General features: G+C 52.8%; 14 protein-coding genes and 2 pseudogenes. 10 read left to right on the forward strand and 6 right to left on the reverse strand.

The window, feature by feature from the left end:
- Positions 1 to 133 precede the first annotated feature (133 nt).
- Together TR2A62_RS00450 and TR2A62_RS17880 are read left to right on the forward strand one after the other, a co-directional pair.
- Positions 134 to 691 carry a recombinase family protein gene (locus TR2A62_RS00450; RefSeq protein WP_009159590.1) on the forward strand — a complete coding sequence of 186 codons (558 nt, stop codon included), beginning with the start codon at positions 134 to 136 and terminating at the stop codon, positions 689 to 691.
- Positions 692 to 988: 297 nt separating this feature from the next.
- A complete protein-coding gene (locus TR2A62_RS17880; RefSeq protein ID WP_009160291.1) occupies positions 989 to 2,059 on the forward strand; it encodes a Hint domain-containing protein in 1,071 nt (356 codons plus the stop codon).
- A 730-nt stretch (positions 2,060 to 2,789) separates the two neighbouring features.
- On the opposite strand, the gene TR2A62_RS00465 is transcribed toward TR2A62_RS17880, so the two are convergent.
- The gene (locus TR2A62_RS00465) at positions 2,790 to 3,119 is read right to left on the reverse strand and encodes a hypothetical protein (protein WP_040819935.1); all 330 of its coding nucleotides are present in this window, start codon (positions 3,117 to 3,119) and stop codon (positions 2,790 to 2,792) included.
- A gap of 500 nt (positions 3,120 to 3,619) precedes the next feature.
- Here TR2A62_RS00465 and TR2A62_RS00475 point away from each other — a divergent pair.
- Positions 3,620 to 4,289 (forward strand): annotated as a pseudogene (locus tag TR2A62_RS00475) (IS3 family transposase); the annotation flags it as partial.
- A gap of 226 nt (positions 4,290 to 4,515) precedes the next feature.
- Here the strand turns inward: TR2A62_RS00475 and TR2A62_RS00480 are convergent.
- Positions 4,516 to 5,670 carry a glycosyltransferase gene (locus TR2A62_RS00480; protein WP_009159066.1) on the reverse strand — a complete coding sequence of 385 codons (1,155 nt, stop codon included), beginning with the start codon at positions 5,668 to 5,670 and terminating at the stop codon, positions 4,516 to 4,518.
- Positions 5,671 to 5,997: 327 nt separating this feature from the next.
- Between TR2A62_RS00480 and TR2A62_RS00490 the strand changes: the two are divergent.
- Positions 5,998 to 7,378 (forward strand): annotated as a pseudogene (locus TR2A62_RS00490) (IS3 family transposase).
- A gap of 671 nt (positions 7,379 to 8,049) precedes the next feature.
- On the opposite strand, the gene TR2A62_RS17895 reads toward TR2A62_RS00490, so the two are convergent.
- From TR2A62_RS17895 to TR2A62_RS18640, 4 genes are all read right to left on the reverse strand, one after another.
- A complete protein-coding gene (locus TR2A62_RS17895) occupies positions 8,050 to 9,135 on the reverse strand; it encodes a Hint domain-containing protein (protein WP_009159467.1) in 1,086 nt (361 codons plus the stop codon).
- Positions 9,136 to 9,785: 650 nt separating this feature from the next.
- Positions 9,786 to 10,817, reverse strand: coding sequence for an AbrB family transcriptional regulator (locus TR2A62_RS00505; RefSeq protein ID WP_009157279.1), 1,032 nt, complete (start codon positions 10,815 to 10,817; stop codon positions 9,786 to 9,788).
- Positions 10,807 to 11,430, reverse strand: a complete 624-nt coding sequence (locus TR2A62_RS00510; protein ID WP_009158865.1) for a GntR family transcriptional regulator — start codon at positions 11,428 to 11,430, stop codon at positions 10,807 to 10,809. Before TR2A62_RS00510 ends, TR2A62_RS00505 begins: the two co-directional genes overlap by 11 nt.
- Positions 11,431 to 11,477: 47 nt before the next feature.
- Entirely contained in the window at positions 11,478 to 11,627 is a 150-nt protein-coding gene (locus tag TR2A62_RS18640) for a hypothetical protein (RefSeq protein ID WP_009159291.1), read from the reverse strand.
- Positions 11,628 to 12,253: 626 nt separating this feature from the next.
- Between TR2A62_RS18640 and TR2A62_RS00515 the strand changes: the two genes are divergently transcribed.
- The 6 genes from TR2A62_RS00515 to TR2A62_RS00540 all read left to right on the forward strand — a co-directional run bounded on the left by TR2A62_RS00515 (position 12,254) and on the right by TR2A62_RS00540 (position 19,040).
- Positions 12,254 to 13,405, forward strand: a complete 1,152-nt coding sequence (locus TR2A62_RS00515; protein ID WP_009158425.1) for a cystathionine beta-lyase — start codon at positions 12,254 to 12,256, stop codon at positions 13,403 to 13,405.
- Between the two features lie 96 nt (positions 13,406 to 13,501).
- The gene (locus TR2A62_RS00520; RefSeq protein ID WP_009157824.1) at positions 13,502 to 15,391 is read left to right on the forward strand and encodes an SLC13 family permease; all 1,890 of its coding nucleotides are present in this window, start codon (positions 13,502 to 13,504) and stop codon (positions 15,389 to 15,391) included.
- A 134-nt stretch (positions 15,392 to 15,525) separates the two neighbouring features.
- Positions 15,526 to 16,305, forward strand: coding sequence for an ABC transporter ATP-binding protein (locus tag TR2A62_RS00525; RefSeq protein WP_009160085.1), 780 nt, complete (start codon positions 15,526 to 15,528; stop codon positions 16,303 to 16,305).
- Positions 16,302 to 17,018 (forward strand): ABC transporter ATP-binding protein, encoded by a 717-nt coding sequence (locus TR2A62_RS00530; RefSeq protein ID WP_009159521.1) that lies wholly within the window; start codon positions 16,302 to 16,304, stop codon positions 17,016 to 17,018. The genes TR2A62_RS00525 and TR2A62_RS00530 overlap by 4 nt, the downstream gene beginning before the upstream one ends.
- 1 nt (position 17,019) lies before the next feature.
- The gene (locus tag TR2A62_RS00535) at positions 17,020 to 17,970 is read left to right on the forward strand and encodes a branched-chain amino acid ABC transporter permease (protein ID WP_009158006.1); all 951 of its coding nucleotides are present in this window, start codon (positions 17,020 to 17,022) and stop codon (positions 17,968 to 17,970) included.
- Positions 17,970 to 19,040: a branched-chain amino acid ABC transporter permease gene (locus tag TR2A62_RS00540; RefSeq protein WP_009157440.1), complete on the forward strand. Its 1,071-nt coding sequence runs from the start codon at positions 17,970 to 17,972 to the stop codon at positions 19,038 to 19,040. The genes TR2A62_RS00535 and TR2A62_RS00540 overlap by 1 nt, the downstream gene beginning before the upstream one ends.
- The last annotated feature ends 8 nt before the right edge of the window (positions 19,041 to 19,048 follow it).

The following is a 19,048-nucleotide window of genomic DNA, read 5'->3' on the forward strand; positions in this document are numbered from 1 at the left end:
ACATGCCCTTTGAGACACCTATGCTAGGTCTTTTTCCGTCAGTTCTGTCTCAATAGCTTGCTCCACTTCTGATACAGTGGTGGCCTCATATAGACCTTAAGGTCTAATGATTCGTCAGGTGGAGACACACGCTATGCTTATCGGATATGCCAGAACAAGCACCACAGACCAACAAGCAGGTTTTGAAGCTCAGCTTGTGGAACTAGAAGCGTATGGCTGTGAGCGTATGTATCATGAGCAAGTCAGTGCCGTAGCATCACGACAAGAACTGGAACGTGCCATTGATATGCTGCGTGAGTGTGACAAGCTGGTGGTGACCAAACTGGATCGTCTGGCTCGTAACGTAATGCATATGGGTGAACTACTGGAGCAGATCGAAGCCAAAGGTGCTGGCCTTGTGATCCTGTCGTTAGGCTCAGAGACAGTTGATACGTCTACAGCTACAGGCAAACTCATCCTGAACATGATGGTGTCAGTCGCACAGTTTGAACGTGAGATGAAGAAGGAACGTCAGGTAGAGGGCATCAAAAGGGCGCAAGCAGAAGGCAAGTACAAAGGCCGCGTGCCCACGGCTATGAAGCAAGCGGATAAGGTGAAGGCTTCGGTAGACGCTGGTGTTTCTAGAGTTCAGGTGCAGGAACAGCTTGGGATCAGTAAGGCCAGTTACTACCGCTGTTTAAAGGCAAACTGACAACTAGGCATGGGACCCTTGGGTTTCTCACCAAAGATTTTGGCATGATCGGGTTTGCTCCTCGGAATCCAAGACAAAGACTTAGCTCCGAAGCCTCAATTTGATCTAACGCCAAAGTAATACCTTAGTTTAGACGCGTAACAGGCCTAATTATTCCATTTAGATACTTAATCTACTCGAAGGAACTTAATCTACTCGAAGGAGTCGTGGCGCAGAGCTGGGGCATCTTTTAGCAATGCCACACTAAGCTGGCAACGCTCTCATTGGTTGGTTGAGTGTTATCCAATAGGAGAACCTATGGCGTTCATTTCGGAAATTAACTTCAAGGGGGAGGAGGCTGCCAATGAGTGGGTTGAGGTTGCACTTTCGCCGGATGACGACCCCAATGACTTTGTGCTCAGCGTGTATCGTGGTAACGGCGCGTTGCATACGGGAGCGGGCGTTTCTGGTGGAGAAGTCAACTTAGGCACTCTAACGGGTGTGCCCGATCCAGATGATCCGGGTTGGACAATTTACCAAATTCCCGTTGGGATGAAGAACAACTATCACGGCAGCGATGATGACGAAGCGTCCGGCCTTGCCTTGACCGATATCTCTGCGGGCGGGGGCGTGATTGACTTTTATAGTGCCGAAAGACTTTCGCCGCTCACCCCAACAACTGGTGCTGCGGCTGGTGCTACTTCCGACAATTCAATGGATAATTTGATACTGGAGGTAGGGGAAAGCGTTCAATGGGACTATGAGGGCAACCGGTACAATGACGATCTTACACCCGGTGATGCCCGCCTTGTCTGCTTCACCCGTGGCACCCTGATCAAGACCGATCAAGGCGAGCGTCCGATTGAAGAGCTTGCTGCTGGCGACATGGTGCTGACAATGGACCACGGCTATCAGCCTACACGCTGGATCGGGTCGTCCAAACGAGCGGCCACAGGCGATCTTGCCCCCATTTTGATCCGCAAGGGTGCTCTCGGGAATGACCGTGATCTACGCGTCAGCCCACAGCACCGTATGCTCCTGCAAGGCTGGCAGGCAGAGATGCTCTTTGGCGAACTTGAAGTGCTGGCAACAGCCAAGTCTCTGCTGAATGACCAGACAATCCTGCGTGACGAAGGGGGTGAGGTGGAGTATTTCCACATGCTGTTTGATACCCACGAGATTATCTACGCTGAAGGCTGCCCTTCTGAGAGCTTCCACCCGGGCAAACAGGGCTGGACAGCCTTGGATCAAGCCACACGGGATGAGATCCTCACGCTCTTCCCACAGCTTGCTGACGGCAACTTCAACGACTACGGCCCCGCCGCCCGCATGAGCCTCAAGCACAAAGAGGGCAAGCTCCTTGGGTCCTATATGGCTGGGAGCGTTTAGCGCTTGATCTAAGTCAAGTCACGGCTTGTCAGAGTTTTGGCCCGAGGACCGCGTAAGCCAAGAGTGTGGCTTAGGTCATCTGGTTGGTTCGAGTAGCTGTTGGCCCATACCAAGATGACAACCGTCCCAGCCAAGTGCATCTCGCAGTCATACCATTGGCACTACTGGTCGAGACTTACGTTAACCTGACGTCTTAAGGCGCAACCCATGAACACAGAGCTATCTGCGGTATCTGACAAACGGATGGACATCACGTGCAGTGCCTGTGGCCATAAGTTCAGTTACAAGGTTGATGATTTAGTCCTCGCAACCAGTGACGACACCACCACCCATGAGGTGCGTCAGAGGGCCGTGTGCAGGGGTTGTGGAGTTAGGGGTAATAACATCTATGTCATCACTTAGATGAGCCTGTGCGGGCCTCTGTGTGAGCATAAGGGCTATCGCTAACGTAATGACCAGTCGACATGGTTGATTGCTTCGCGTAGCCCCTTTGGCGCAAGGCCCTCTGAGTAGTTCCCAAACGTCGGCATGTCTTGGGTGTAGCCCATGAGGCGATCAACAACATTTGTTAGGTACGGAAATCACCCCAGTCTTTACACGCCAGTGCAGCCAGCTGGTTCTCTAGCATGTTTTTTGCCAGATACCCTGATCCGTAAGCCTGAGCGACAGTACTACTCTGAAGATATGTACGGATACCACGGTGCGTGATGTGTTTTAAAAACTTCACTTTCTAGTCAACCACTGATTTGTAGGCTCCAAGCATAGATCCAGACTCTTGCATAGCTGACATCATACTATCGGTGTCGATAAGATCAATTATTGAGCCACCTGTGAATGTATCTGATGACATCACAACCATCATCAATCTGGCGTTCTTTTCAACGTCTGAATCTATAATCATTATTGCTTCACCAGTCGACGGAGAGAAGTAAACGCACTCGGTTGTAATACTAAGCGCCGCCGTCATTTTTTTAATTGCTTCACCTCGATCAGATGGCTTTGAAATCATCCCTCTGAAGCCGCTACCATTGTAGCTTGCCCGAACCAAATATTTAGTCATTGTTAAGATTCCTTCTAATATTTCGCCGCGCTGACAGTGCGTTTTTTAACGTTAATGGCTTCAGAGCGTATGTCTAGTTTAATCAACAGATTGGTTTAACTCACCCAACCAGACAACCCATAAGTCCATAAGTTGCGTCAGAAGGCCTTATGCAGGGGCTGTGGTGTAACACCTATGTCATCGCTTAGATGAGCCTGTACGGGCCTCTGTGTGGGTCTCAGGGCTATCGCTATCGCAATGACCAGTCCACATGGTTGATTGCTTTGCGTAGCCTTTTTAGCGCAAGACCCTCTGAGTAGTTCCCAAACGTCTGGGAGTTCATCATCGGTCCCGATGTCTGTACCCCTTGCTATAGCGATCTTTTTTTTCCATTCGATGATTAGGGGAAGGACTTTAACTTCAGCGACACTCAAGGACTCCGTCCGAGTGATTTCAGAAACCTGCGTCTGCCAATAGTTGAACGTAAATCTTTTGGGATATTCAGATGAGCGTACCACTGTCTGCGCGATGCTGGCGAGACCTGTTCAGAGAACCGTGTGGCACGTTTGGCCAGCTTTGGCAGGCATTGCAGCGCAGATCGGATACAAACGTCGACCTGGTCGATATGGCGGCAAGCCTGCAGTCGTCGCTGACAACACACTGGATCGACAGTTCGAGGTGGATGCGCCTGATTGCGTATGGGTGACCGATATCACGTACATCAGGACCCATGAAGGCTGGTCGTACCTCGCTGTGGTCATCGACCTTTTCTCACGGCGTGTCGTTGGGTGGTCGATGCAGTCTCACATGACAACCGACCTAGCCCTACAAGCATTGCTGAGCGCCGTTTGGCGACGCAAACCAAAGCATAGGGTCTTGATCCATTCTGACCAAGGTTCCCAATTCACTGGCAAAGTGTGGCAATCTTTTCTCAGCAAACACAATCTGGATGCCAGCATGAGTAGGCGCGGGAATTGTCATGATAACGCAGTCGCCGAGAGCTTCTTTCACTTGCTGAAACGGGAACGCATCAGGCGGCGGACGTACACCACGCGCGACACAGCAAGGCAGGACGTGTTCGATTACATCGAGATGTTTTACAACCCGACTCGCAAGCACACCAACAACGGCATGCTGTCGCCAGTTGACTATGAAACAGAACAAAGGAAAATGAACGAGGCAGGCGTATAGGAAACTAGGGGCACCTCACAAGTCCTCTGAGTGCTTTTCGAACAGTAGGGTGTAGGCGTCTCTGAGAGGCGTCCGTAACTCTTCGTGGAGGATGCTTCCTCCATCCCAAATCAGGGAATTTACAGGAAGTGTTCCGAGAACCCGTACGTACCTACAAAGTCCCTCATTCATGACGAGATTTTGCGAGTTTGTAGGTGACCCTGTCATTTATTGACAGGAATGTCATTCACTCGATTTGCCCTTTTTTCCGCGCTACTAAACTTTGTAGTATTTTTTCAGTTTCACCTAACAGCGCATTATTGTCATAATGCTCTTCCGCCATGAGGCGACTGTTATGCCCCATTTCCTTCCGGCTGTCAGACTCAAGAACCGTGTTCAGGTTTTCTGTATAACCCACTTCATCTCTTTCATCAGCAAGGAAACCGTTTTTGCCATTAAAGACCGCTTCAGGAATGCCCGCGTGACGGGTCGAAACTATGACGCACCCACAAGCCATCGCCTCCTGAATCGCGGTGGGAAGGCCTTCAGTATTTCCATCTTTGGCTGTTACTGAGTGCTGCAAAAATACTTCGCTGTTCTCCAAGGCAGCTCGCACCTGATCATGCGTCCCTTTGCCGGGTAACTCAACGCGATCTTGTATCCCGAGGTCCCTGACTAAAGCGCGCGCTGCACTGAGCAATGGCCCATCGCCAATTATTGTCAATCGCGCTTCTGGATGATGTTTAGCAACGATCGCGAAGGCTCTTATCGTTGTCAGCGGCGCCTTTTTTTCAACCATTCGGCCAACCGCAACGCAGGATTTGGGAGTCTTTTCACGGGGCATGAACCGGCGGACATTTACCCCCGATGGAATAACATGAGAATTGTCGTTTCGGATGCCATGCTCTGCAAGGTTGTCCAATAGAAATTGTGATACGGCAATAACGCCATCCAGCTTCGGTATGCAGGATCGGTATGCCTTAACAGTTGCAGTCCGGCGTAGGGCCTTAGACGCATCAACGCCACGAAAATATGTAAAAATAGGAAGCCCAAGTTCTTTGGCCAATGGTCTGATCGGCAAAACCTGTGTCCCGAATTCCGACAAGATGAGCTCCACCTTTTGATCTCTCAAAAAGGCTTTCAGATCAGACCGAGCTTTGCCGTGAGGAATACGCATCGTACCATACTTCAGTCTGTTCATAAGCAGTGGAAGTGGCGATGTAATCAGTTTCTTAAGTGAAGGTTGACTTCTTCGAGTGTAAACAGGTTTAGCAAACGGGTTCTCCTGATTATAGCGAGCAGTTATGACGCAAGTGTTCCCGCCAAAAAGGCATTCAATGTGCCGATTTATGAACGTTTCTTGGTGCTTGTAGTAATCTCCAGTAACAATAGCCGTGCGCATAAAATCTCCACTAGAGCAAAAATGTATATCAATGACCAAAGTTGAAAGTAGAGTGGGCTGTCCGTCGTCATATAAAATGGGACATGAGAGCGGTTTGAGCAATGGAGGCTCTGGCTCTTATGTGTGATTGATTATGCGGCTTGTTTTTGATGTTGCAAGCGGCGGTGTTTGATTGTCTGTTTCTTGATCCTTTTCCTTTCTCTGAGAATGGCTTTGCCGCGCCCGAAGTAGACGTCGGCAGTGTCTGACGTCAGCGCCTATGGGTCCAAATAGGGTCATTTGCTAAGAGAGGGTTTGTTGCACATCGTAACCACCGAGGAGTGGACGATGAGAAAGACAACGAAGAGCCCTGGCGAGAAGATCGTCAAAGACATCAAGCGCGCCGACCACTGCCCGGCAGTCGAAACGCTGTTTCGATGAGAGGGGCGCAAACACTATTCATCTGAAGAGAAGATCAGGATCGTGTTGGATGGGCTGCGTGGCGAGGACAGCATTGCTGAGCTCTGCCGTCGTGAGAGCATATCGCAGGGCATCTACTACAAGTGGTCGAAGGACTTCATGGAAGCCGGGAAGAAGCGTCTGGCTGGGGACACCGCGCGCGCCGCAAACAGTGACGAAGTAAGGGAACTGCGGCGTGAAGCGAAGGATCTCAAGGAAGTTGTCGCGGAACAGACGCTTGAACTGCGTCTTCTCAAAAAAGCATGACAGGCGATGGGGGCGGCCTCGAATGAGATACCCTGCATCTGAGAAGCTAGAGATCATCAGGCTGGTCGAAGGTTCGCATATGTCGGCGCGTCTGACACTGGCCAAGCTCGGCATTCCCCGCACCACATTCTACCGCTGGTATAATCGGTATCTGCAGCGTGGTGAAGCTGGATTGCAGGACCAATCTCCTAAGCCAAGGCACGTCTGGAACCGCATTCCCGACGCAGTGCGCCGCAAGGTGATCAAACTGGCGTTGAAGGAGACGGAATTGTCACCGCGAGAACTGGCGGTGACCTTCACTGACAAGGAAAGTTACTTTGTATCAGAGGCTTCGACGTATCGGATCCTCAAGGCACATGATCTGATCACCAGCCCAGCTTTCATTGTCATCAAAGCGGTCAGCGAGTTCAAAGACAAAACCACAGCGGTCAATCAGCTCTGGCAGACAGACTTTACCTACATCAAAGTTCTGGGATGGGGCTGGTTCTATCTCAGTACGGTCCTTGACGATTACAGCCGCTATATCGTCTCCTGGAAGCTCTGCACAAACATGCGGGCTGAAGACGTGACGGACACACTGGACCTCGCTCTTCGGGCATCTGGTTGCGATCAGGTGCATATCGTCCACAAGCCACGCCTGCTGAGTGATAACGGATCAAGCTACGTCTCAGGGGATCTGGCGGAATGGTTGCAAGACAAAGGCATGAAGCACTCTCGCGGGGCACCGTATCATCCACAGACCCAAGGCAAGATTGAACGCTGGCATCAAACCTTGAAGAACCGCATCCTGTTGGAAAACTACTTCCTGCCGGGCGATCTCGAAGCCCAGATCGAAGCCTTCGTCGATCATTACAATCACCAGCGCTATCACGAGAGCATCAACAACGTCACACCCGCCGACGTCTATTTTGGGCGAGATAAAGCCATTCTAAAGCAACGAGAAAGGATCAAACGAAAGACACTCGAAGCGCGACGCTTGCATCACCGCCAGCACGCCGCATAATCAAACCAACAAGATGAGCCAAACTCTCTCTTAGTTTAAGCCGCCATTGGTCCCAAAAAACCTGACGACGGACACTCACCATTTTTCGCTCTTGGCCCGAAAGCAAGCCTGCGTTCTGAAAGACAGCGAATATACCCTAAACTAATACAGCGGCCCGCAGCTTTGAGGCACGACTCTTTCGAACATGTTAAGCATCCAAAAGTATACAATTAGGCCTGTTACGTGCCCTAAACTGTTACTTTTCAGGCGACTGTTTTCATTGAGAAAGCAGTCGCTTGAAACATTAGACCGGACTGGTCACGAGGAAGTGCGGATCCATCACCTGGAGCGTTTAAGCCCTTCGTTAACACAGACGGCATCAGCGACTTGAACAGACATCTCTTCTGGTCTCCCAATAGATCGGTCCCACGTAACTTGCTCTCTCGTGTAAAGTTGGCAAGTCACTGGACCCTGCGCTGTAGAGACGACGACCGGTGCGGTTTCATAGTTCACAGCACTGAGGCATCCAGAAACTCCGAAAGCCAGCGGTATGACGAGATATTTAATTTTTGACATGTCTAGGACACTCCTTTTTTGTTTGCATTTTTGACAGCAGCCGTTCGAGAACTTTCCCAGTTAAGGTTCGTTCGGGCCAAAACTCTGACAAGCCGTGACCTGACTTAGATCAAGCGCTAAACGCTCCCAGCCATATAGGACCCAAGGAGCTTGCCCTCTTTGTGCTTGAGGCTCATGCGGGCGGCGGGGCCGTAGTCGTTGAAGTTGCCGTCAGCAAGCTGTGGGAAGAGCGTGAGGATTTCATCCCGTGTGGCTTGATCCAAGGCTTTCCAGCCCTGTTGGCCCGGGTGGAAGCTCTCAGAAGGGCAGCCTTCAGCGTAGATAATCTCGTGGGTATCAAACAGCATGTGGAAATACTCCACCTCACCCCCTTCGTCACGCAGGATTGTCTGGTCATTCAGCAGAGACTTGGCTGTTGCCAGCACTTCAAGTTCGCCAAAGAGCATCTCTGCCTGCCAGCCTTGCAGGAGCATACGGTGCTGTGGGCTGACGCGTAGATCACGGTCATTCCCGAGAGCACCCTTGCGGATCAAAATGGGGGCAAGATCGCCTGTGGCCGCTCGTTTGGACGACCCGATCCAGCGTGTAGGCTGATAGCCGTGGTCCATTGTCAGCACCATGTCGCCAGCAGCAAGCTCTTCAATCGGGCGCTCGCCTTGATCGGTCTTGATTAGGGTGCCACGGGTGAAGCAGACAAGGCGGGCATCACCGGGTGTAAGATCGTCATTGTACCGGTTGCCCTCATAGTCCCATTGAACGCTTTCCGCGTCTTCCTCGAGTACCCTGTAATCTATTGAATTGTCAGAAGTGGCACCGGCAGCCGCACCGGCTGTTGCTGTGATTGGCGCAATATCTACGCCGCTGTAAAAATCAACCACTCCCCCGCCGGGAGATATATCGGTCAAGGCAAGGCCGGATCCTTCGTCACCGTCGGAAGATGCGGTTTTAATCCCAACGGGAATCTGATAGATTGTCCAACCCGGATCATCTGGATCGGCCACAACAGAAACTGTTGTGGCGAACTCTAAATCACCTAAGTTGAATTCCCCAAAGAGAATGCCCGCTCCTGTATGCAACGTGCCGTTATCACGATATACGCTAAATACAAAATCATTGGGGTCGTCATCCGGTCCAAGTGCAACCTCGGCCCACTCGGTGGTAGCGTCCGATCCCTCGAAGTTGATTTCTGAAATGAACGCCATAGATCCTACTTTTTCATAGCTCTCATCACGCCAATGACAGCGGCGCCGCGCGGCGTATATCTGTTCATAAAATAGACGTCGGCGTTAACCAAAGCCTCCTTCGGATAGGAAAATTATCCAAAGGTTTATAATTTGGCCTGTTACGCACCCTAAACTGTTACTTTTCAAGCGACTGTTTTCATTTGAGAAACAATGCGTGGGTAAACGAAAGGTTGTTACAAGCCCATTTCCCAGGCTCCCGAAGATTTTTTCGGGAAGCATAGGGTCAAATCTGTCCCTAAGGCGCTGACGTCAGACATGATGTTGGAACACTTGGGTCAGCATTAAGCGGGGGCGGCGATCATCGCCGCGATTGAACGGGTCCTTTCCGAGCAATCCTTGCGGACGCCCGACCTAGGCGGCACAGCAGATACCAAAACCTGTGCGGCAGCGATTGCAGACGCGGTGCTGGAGAGCCGTTGAATGCGGGGCGACCGGGGCAGGCCGCTTTGAATATCTTTGACCAAGAATCGAACACTTGGGACTATGATCCGTTGCTCAATCATTCGCGCGCCATATTGGGTTCTTCACCGAGGATGAATTCGAGCCGCAGTTTGCGGACATCTTTGATCAGGTCGTTGCGTTTCGTGATGGCGCATCAATCCACATAATCAACGCGAACGTTTGGGATCAAACCACCGCGCCATAAGGGGCGCGCCGAGGATCACAAAGAAAATTCGAAACAGATGGTGTGCCACGACGAACCCTACATCGGCCCCAACGATGAGGGCGAGCACGACCAATTCGGCTTGTCCACCGGGCGCAAAGGTCAGAATGGTCTCGACCGGTGGCGCAAGGTTCAGGGACAGTACCGCAATGACGACCACAGCAGTCAATGCGAGTAAGGCAAGGCAGAAGCCAAACCCAGCGGCGATGTCGCGCCGCAGTTCCTTGGTCGTGATGCCGACATATTTTGTGCCTATCCCGATCGCGATAAAGTACTGGGCGGCCCAAATCGCCTCGGCCGGGGGGCGTGTGTGCAAAATGCCGGAGAGGCTGGCGATTGCTGTCAAAATAAGTGGTCCAAGGATGGATGATCCGAACATTCCAATTCGTTTTGCAATTTGCCATCCCGCAAGCGCGCAGACGATCAAGATCGCAATCTGATCGGCGCTAAAGGTCGCAATAGATGCGCCCGGTGGTTGCGCCAAGTCTGCGCCCCAATACACCGTCAAAATGAAGGGTAGGATTACGACGATCACGAGGACACGCGTTGCATGGATCAACGAAATTGCACGTACATTGCCGCCGGCTTCTTCGCCAAACACGATCATGTCCTGCAGACCACCCGGCATTGATGCGTAATATGCGGTTGCAAAATCGTAGCCGGCGAACCGTTGGAAATACCAAACACCCATAATGCCAATCGTGATGACCATAACGGGAATAATCAGTAGGGTGGCCCAAATGCTGGGTAGCGAGACAAGAAATCCTAGGGTGACTGTCGCGCCAACGGCCACGCCAAGAATGGTTCTCATTCCCTCCCCAAGCCATTTGACCGAGGCCAATTGCACACCCAACAGGGCAGTGACCAAACAGCTGAACATTGGCCCAAACAGCCACGGCAATGGCAGGTGAAGCCAAAGGAAGACAACGGCCCCTGTCAGGCTGATCGCATGAGTGAGAACGACCCTAGACAGCAATGTGAAGTCCCCTCAGGCGATGGTCGAGTGATGTTTCCATATGTGTTCGCATCGCGTTTGCGGCTGCATCTGGATCGCCAGACGCGATCGCCGCGACAATGGTTGTGTGTTGGGCTGTTACGATCTCGACACGGCTGGGTGTCTCTAGAGTTGTCTTGCCCAATAGGATGAGCGCGTGTGAGAGGCTCTGGTAGCTGTGCGACAAAAACTGATTGCGCGCAGCGTCCATGATGCAGCGGTGAAATCGACGGTTTAGAACGGCGACTTGGACGGGATCGTCCGACGCCTGTTTCATCGCGTCGTTCAAGTTGTCCAAGGCACGAATTTCAGCAGGGGCTGCATGTTTCGATGCCATTGTTGCAGCCGTTTTTTCGAGTACGATCCGCATTTCATAGAGTTCGATGATTTCTTGTTGGCCCAAGGTCCGCACGACTGCGCCGACACGCGGTTTGTGCTCGACCACACCTTCGGCTTCGAGCCTGCGAATGGCCTCTCGAACTGGTGTGCGGCTGACCCCAAAGAGTGCCGCGAGGTCGGTTTCAAGCAGCCTGTCACCGGGCTTTATTTCACTGCGTTCGATAGCTTGGAATAATTGATCGTAGGCGGTTTTCATCTTCAACCTTGGTGCTGTTCACCCTTATTGTATACGCGTGGATACAATCAATCAAGTTGCGCAAGTATGGTGAGCGTTAAGTGGATGGCGGAATTGACTTTCGCAACTACACCTATGCGCAATTTGGTCGCGCCGTTTTGCAGCAGCTGGGACAACGCGCATGGCAAACCTTTGATGCTGGTGGAATGATTGATCATCCTCCGTCACTCCTTCGTGAGGGGCGGTTATTCGGCAGACAAGCTAGTGAGCAGTTTTTGTGTCGTATTCAAAGGAACAGTCCCCGTTTCTAGTGGGCTGCGCACAGAATGATTATAAGCCTACCCAAACTCGGACGAGACTGATAATTTCGATTTCGCAGCTTTAAGTTGCAGCCATGCGAGGGTTGTTTTCTTCCACGATCACTCCCTCGCGTGGCACTAATATCTCAACAACTTTGAGACCTGCGAACGCTTGCTGGATGGGTGGGGGTTGGCAAAGTTTGCCCCTAAAATATCTCGGCCGTCGGAAGGGCTGCGTGTTTTTTGATCACGGAACGAGGCACTTGCTACTAAATAAGGCAGCTGACTTCTGGGCTTGAAGATTCTATTTGGATGACCGCTTGGAATGCTGCAATTAGATTGGTGATCCCCGTAGGTGTCCGATCACGCCGGTCAAAACTTTGGGCAGGTGTCTGTTCGAGATGGGCCGTTTTCCGACCTAGACTGGCGGCTTTCGTCCGACAGGCCTGATTGGGATGTGATAGCGTCATCTTAAACAGAGCCAAGAGCGGCGCACATTCGTGTGCTTCTCTTGGTCCAGACCCGAAAAGTCAAAGGAGCGACTGATGGATTGGCGCACGAAACTCTTGGATCCGACACCACAGGCGCGGCGGGACTACTCGTCGCTTGTGACACCGGTGTATCGCGGATCAACGGTTGTGTTCGACGATCAGGCATCTGTCACCGACGATTGGCGGCAAGATGATCATGGGTATTCGTATGGATTGTACGGCACGCCGACAGCGCTAGAGCTTGCTGCTCGCATCGCTGGGATCGAAGACGCCTACAAGAGCTTGATCGTCCCCGGGGGGCAGGCTGCGATTGCGTTGATCTATCTGGCCTACTGTCCGGCAGGAAGTCACGCGCTGGTTCCCTATTCTGCCTATGGCCCAAACAAGGCGATGGCCGAGGGGCTGATGCGCGGACTGAATGTCGAAGTTGAACCCTATGACCCACTGATCGGGGCAGGGATCGCCGATTTGATCCGCGATACGACAACGCTGATTTGGTGCGAGAGCCCCGGCTCGGTCACGATGGAAATTCAGGATGTGCCTGCGATTGTCACAGCGGCCCATGCGCGCGGTGTCTCGGTCGCGTTGGATAACACCTATGCTGCTGGTGTTATGTTCGATGCCTTTGCTCACGGTGTAGATGTCAGCATGCAGGCGCTGACCAAATACGTCGGTGGCCATAGTGATCTGTTGCTTGGATCCGTATCTGCACGCGACAGTGCGGCCTTTGAACGGCTGGGACCAATCTATCAACAGCTCGGGCTTGCGGTGTCGCCAGATGATTGCAGTCTTGCATTGCGCGGCCTTCAAACCCTCGCCGTTCGGTTGGATACGCTAGAGAAAGCGACGCTTGAAATCGCCAATTGGTTGGCGTCACAGGCCACCGTAGAGACTGTGTATCACCCAGCGTTGCCGACCTGTCCGGGGCACGAGAATTGGAAGCGGGATTTCAAAGGCTCGACCAGCGTCTTTTCATTTGTGTTCAAAGACACGGTTTCACCAGAGCAGGTCGAAGCGTTTCTAAACACGCTCGAGTGGTTCAAAATCGGGCTTAGCTGGGGTGGGGTGAACAGTCTTGCCGTGATGTATCCTGATCTGGACAGACCGCATCAGGACTTTGGCGGACGGATTGTACGATTGAATATCGGGTTGGAAACGCCCCAAGATTTGATTGCTGATTTGGCTCGGGCGATGCGCCCTTTGTAAGATTGTGCTGACACACCGCCCGACTGGATTACGGCTCGGCATCGCGAATTCTTTGCGCATGCCAAAACTATGCGTAAGGTATCAGTGGGAGAAGTTATGGAATCATTGACGCTTACGTTTGAGATGACGGCGGTCTTATGCCTTTTGGGCTTGACCGTCTTTTTGTTTGTCTCAGAAATTGTCCGGATCGATCTCGCGGCTGTTGTCGTTATGGTTCTGCTTGGCGGGCTTAGCTATTTGCCCAGCTTAAACAACCTCGCAGATGTCTCAACACTGTTTTCTGGGTTTTCCTCGAACGCCGTGATGTCGATTATTGCTGTGATGATTATTGGCGCAGGCCTCGATAAGACCGGCCTAATGTCCAAGGTCGCGGCTCTTATTCTAAAACGGGGTGGGACGACCGAAGGACGGATCATCCCGATCGTATCCAGCGTCGTGGGCGTCATCAGCTCTTTTATGCAAAACGTGGGCGCGGCGGCGTTGTTCCTGCCGGTGATCAGTCGAATTTCAGCGCGGACTGAAATTCCGATGAGCCGACTTCTTATGCCCATGGGCTTTTGTGCCATTCTGGGTGGGACCATCACAATGGTTGGGTCATCGCCGCTAATTTTGCTGAATGACCTGCTGATCGCATCGAATGAAACCCTAGCGCCGGAACAGAGGATGGAGCCATTCGGTCTGTTTTCCGTCACGCCCGTTGGCCTGATGCTGGTGGCGACGGGTGTCCTATACTTTGTAATTTTTGGGCGTTGGGTGCTGCCGACACAACGAAACCGTGGCGCCGATGCGGGTTCGGCACGTTCAATGCAGTCATTTGTTGAGAACACGTACGGGCTGCGTGCGGATCTGTTTGAAGTGCGCGTGCCTGAAGGGTCGATCCTTTTGGGGCATACGCTGGCCGATCTCATGGTCGCCCACCACATGTACATTCTTGGGACGTCGTATCGTGGCCACAAGGTGATCGCGCCGATGGCGGATACGACCATCGAAACTCCGGCACGTCTTGCGGTTCTGGGTTTGCGCCGCGTCGTCGAAGAAGAGTTTGCCAAGCCTTATGGCTTGGAAATCATGCGGCAGCTGGACGTCTTCGCTGATGATTTTTCCTCGACCCAGTCTGGTGTGGCCGAGGTCGTGATCCCACCGGGATCGTCGATCATCGGTCAGAGTCCAATCGATTTGCGCTTGCGTCAAACCCACGGCCTGTCTTTGCTCGCGATCCACCGCGGTGAGGACACGCTGAGCCATGTTGAGACAGAAGACCACGTCGCGACACATATTGGACAGGTCCCACTGCAAGCGGGCGATACGGCCGTCGTGCACGTCCAGTGGGATCGTTTGACGCGGCTCAAATCAGACAAGGACTTTGTCGTTGTCACATCAGACTTCCCCCAAGAAGAACTGCGTCCTCACAAGGTCGGTTGGGCGCTGGTTTTCTTTCTCTTGGCGCTGAGCCTGATCCTGTTCACGGACGTTCGGCTGTCGCTGTGCCTTTTGGCAGGTGCGACAGGCATTATCCTAAGCCGCGTTTTGTCGATTGATGAAGCCTATGAGGCCGTCAGTTGGAGCACGGTGTTTTTGCTCGCCTCGTTGATCCCGTTGGGGCAGGCGGTGCAAAAAACAGGCACGGCGAATTGGATTGCGGCGCATGTCTTGATCCTTCTTGATGGATGGCCGCTGTGGGCGTTGCAGGCGGGTCTTGCTGTTCTGGCGACTGCCTTCACGCTTGTGATGTCCAACGTTGGTGCGACGGTTCTGCTGGTGCCACTCGCTGTGTCGATTGCGGTTTCGGCGGGCGGAGATCCGGCGATCTTTGCGCTGACGGTCGCCATCTCGACGTCGAATTCGTTCTTGATACCAACCCATCAGGTGAACGCGCTGATAATGGGTCCCGCAGGTTACCGAGTGATCGATTTCGTCAAATCGGGTGGGATCATGACGGTCTTGTTCCTGGTCGTATCGATGACCGGATTGACGTTGTTTTTCTAGACCATGGCAAATAACCCTACGTTCCTGAAACGACAATTCTCATTTCACCTGCGTTTCAGGCAACTTTGGTTTGCGATTTGTGACAATGTTGCTATGCGTTTTCTTCACTTAACATCTTTTGGGAGGGGTGTTTGATGTCTGCCGCATCTTCAGTTTTGCGCGTATCGGGTCTGAGCAAGAGCTTTGGTGGATTGCAGGCCGTACGTGGCGTCGACTTTGAAGTCGAAGAAGGCGCTATCGTTGGCCTGATTGGCCCCAATGGCGCTGGCAAAACCACGACCTTTAATATGATCGCGGGCGAGCTTCCCCCTACCACCGGCAAGATCGAATTGCTGGGCGAGGACGTGACTGGCCAACGCACTGACCTGTTGTATCACAAGGGGCTGATGCGCACCTTCCAGCTAAGCCATGAATACGCACGAATGACGTCGCTGGAAAACCTTGCAGTGGCGGCACCGGTTCAGCGCGGCGAAAGCATTTGGGCAAGCTGGTTTGCCGGAGCGGCAGTGCGCAAGCGCGAAGCTGAGGTGATCGAACTGGCCCGTGAGACGCTTGAGTTTTTGGGCCTCACGCATGTGACTGATGAATTGGCGGGCAACCTATCGGGGGGGCAGAAAAAGCTTCTCGAGATTGGCCGGACAATGATGAACGACAGTAAGGTCGTTCTGTTGGACGAGCCGGGAGCTGGTGTGAACCCGACCTTGATGCGCAAAGTAGCCGAGATGATCGAACAGCTGAACGCCGAGCGCGGCTATACGTTCTGCATTATCGAGCATGACATGGACATGATCGCGCGCCTGTGTGGCAAGGTGGTTGTGCTCGCAGAAGGCCAAGTGCTGATGGAAGGTACTATGGACGAGGTGCGCAACGACGAACGCGTCATCGATGCCTATTTCGGAGGTGAAGTCGTATGACCGATACAGTCCTGTCACTGAACAATCTCAAAGCTGGCTATGGCCAGACTGAGATTTTGCATGATCTGTCGATGCATGTGGATGCCAACGAAATTGTTGCGATCATCGGGCCGAATGGTGCGGGCAAGTCGACGGCGATGAAATCGGTTCTTGGGTTGCTCAACATCAATTCGGGCTCTGTCACATTGAATGGCACCGACATCACTGACACACCTGCGGCCAAAGTCGTGCGGTTGGGCATTTCATATGTGCCGCAAACTCAGAACGTGTTTGTGAACCTCTCGGTCCAAGAGAACTTGGAAATGGGTGCGTGGACACGGCCTGTTGGTATTCCCGAGCGTTTGGCGGAAATGTACGAATTGTTCCCTGATCTGGCTGAAAAGCGGAACCAAGCGGCAGGGTCGCTGTCGGGTGGACAACGCCAAATGGTCGCGATGGCCAAGGCGCTGATGGTTGATGCTAAAATTCTTTTGTTGGACGAGCCGACGGCTGGTCTGTCGCCCAAGTACCGCGGCGAAATTTTCAACACGATCCAAAAGATCAAATCGACTGGCGTGCCGATCATGATCGTCGAGCAAAATGCGAAACAGGCGCTCGGCGTTGCAGATCGTGGGTACGTGTTGGTCGATGGTGCCAACAGATACACAGGCACCGGCGCAGACCTGATCGCCGACCGCGAAATTGCGCGCATGTTTTTGGGCGGGGGGCACTGATATGTGGGATGCATTCGGTTTTGAGTTCGTAAACTTCTACCTGATCCCGGGATTGGTGTTGGGGTGCATTTATGCGTTGGGTGCCATTGGCATCACGCTGACCTTTGGTATTTTGCGTTTCGCCAATTTCGCACATGGCGAATTGATGATGATGGGCGCCTATCTGACGTGGACGATCATGGCGATCATCACCGCAGTCATTGGGATCACAGTTCATCCATTGATTGCGGCCATTCCTGCGTCGATCGTGGTGATTTATCTGTTTTTCTGGACTGACAAGTTCTTTTACAAACCCTTTCGCAAGGCGGACACGATCAAAGTCGTCATGGCCAGCTTTGGTATGATGCTGATCTTGCGCTCGGCTGTGCAGGTGATCTGGGGTCCAAACCAGCTGACCTTTGTGCCCGGGATTGCCAAACCCAATGCGGGTTTGATGAGCTGGACGGATGACATTGGCGCAATACTACTGATCCCGAACAAGCACCTTTTGATTTTCGCAGGCACAATCGTCTTTGTGGTGGTGCTTAGCTATATTCTGAACCGGACCCGCATCGGCAAAGCGATGCGCGCTGTCTCTGACAGTCCTGATCTGGCCCATGTCACGGGTATCGACGTTGACCAAGTCATTCGTGCGACATGGATTGTTGGCGGCGTTTGCGCGCTGGCGGCTGGTGTGTTTTTGGCGATGGATATCCAGCTGCTCGAGACGACGATGGGCTTTCGGATGTTGCTGCCTATGTTTGCCGCGGCCATTCTTGGCGGGATCGGCAAGCCATATGGCGCGGTTGCTGGTGGTTTGATCATTGGCCTAGCAGAAGAGCTGTCGGCCTATCCGTGGATCGGAACCGAGCCACTGCTGAGCCCCGGATATAAGACGGGCGTCGCCTTTGCCATTATGGTCGTGATGCTCATTCTGCGTCCGCAAGGTCTGTTCAAGGGGAGGTCGTTCTAATGGAAGCCTATCTGGGATATTTCCTCTACCTTCTTTCGTTGCTGACTGTTGGTGGCATCTACGCAATCTTTGCGCTGGGCCTGAACGTTCAGTGGGGCTTTGCCGGATTGTTTAACGTGGGCATTGTGGGTTTTGCGGCTGTTGGCGCCTATACCTACGCACTGCTGACGACGGCTGAGAGCACGTTCCACTATGGCGGCTTTGGATTGCCGCTGCCGGTGGGGATGTTCGTTGCAATGATCACCTCGGCGCTTGTGGCTGCAGTCATCGGTTTGATCTGTATCAGGCTTCGGTCGGACTATTTGGCCATTGCGACGATCGGCATTGCAGAGATCATCAAGCTGATCCTCAAGAACGAAACTGATGTCACGAACGGCCCACGCGGGATCAACAAAATCCCGCGCACATGGGAGCATTTCTCGGAAGAACGGTTCTATTCAAGCTGGCCGCTGAGCTGGTTTGGCACCCCAGAAAACTGGGCTGCGTTCTTTGATGGTTTGCCGAACTGGTGGTGGCAGCCGTGCTTTGCAGGTACGATCCTGTTGTTCATGTATATCATCTACCGGATGCTAGAGCGTGCGCGTGTGTCTCCGTGGGGCCGTATGATGACGGCGATCCGCGAGAACGAGCCAGCAGTTCGGGCGGCAGGTAAAAACGTGACCGCACGCCGTGTCGAGGCGTTTGTGATTGGTGCGGCGATCATGGGCTTTGGTGGCGCGCTGTTTGCCCAGCACCTGCGTTTGATTGAACCGACAAATACATTTGATCCGGCCAAGGTGACGTTCCTCGTTTGGGTCATGCTGATCCTAGGTGGATCGGGCAACAACCGTGGTGCGATGTTGGGTGCCTTTTTGATCTGGACGATTTGGTCAGCCAGCGAGCTGATGATCTCAGGGATCATTGATTTGGTTGGTTTTGTCGCGCAATCCTTTGACACGACAATTCTGGAAACCCGTGCTGGGTTCTTGCGCATGATGCTGATTGGTGTCTTGATGCAGGTGATCTTGCAGAAATTCCCTGAAGGGATTTTACCCGAGGTGCGACCCGCGTCGCCTCGTTCGAAACTTTAAACAGCGGG

Origin of the sequence: Thalassobium sp. R2A62 (assembly GCF_000161835.1) — a bacterium.
Classification (GTDB): Bacteria; Pseudomonadota; Alphaproteobacteria; order Rhodobacterales; family Rhodobacteraceae; genus Thalassobium.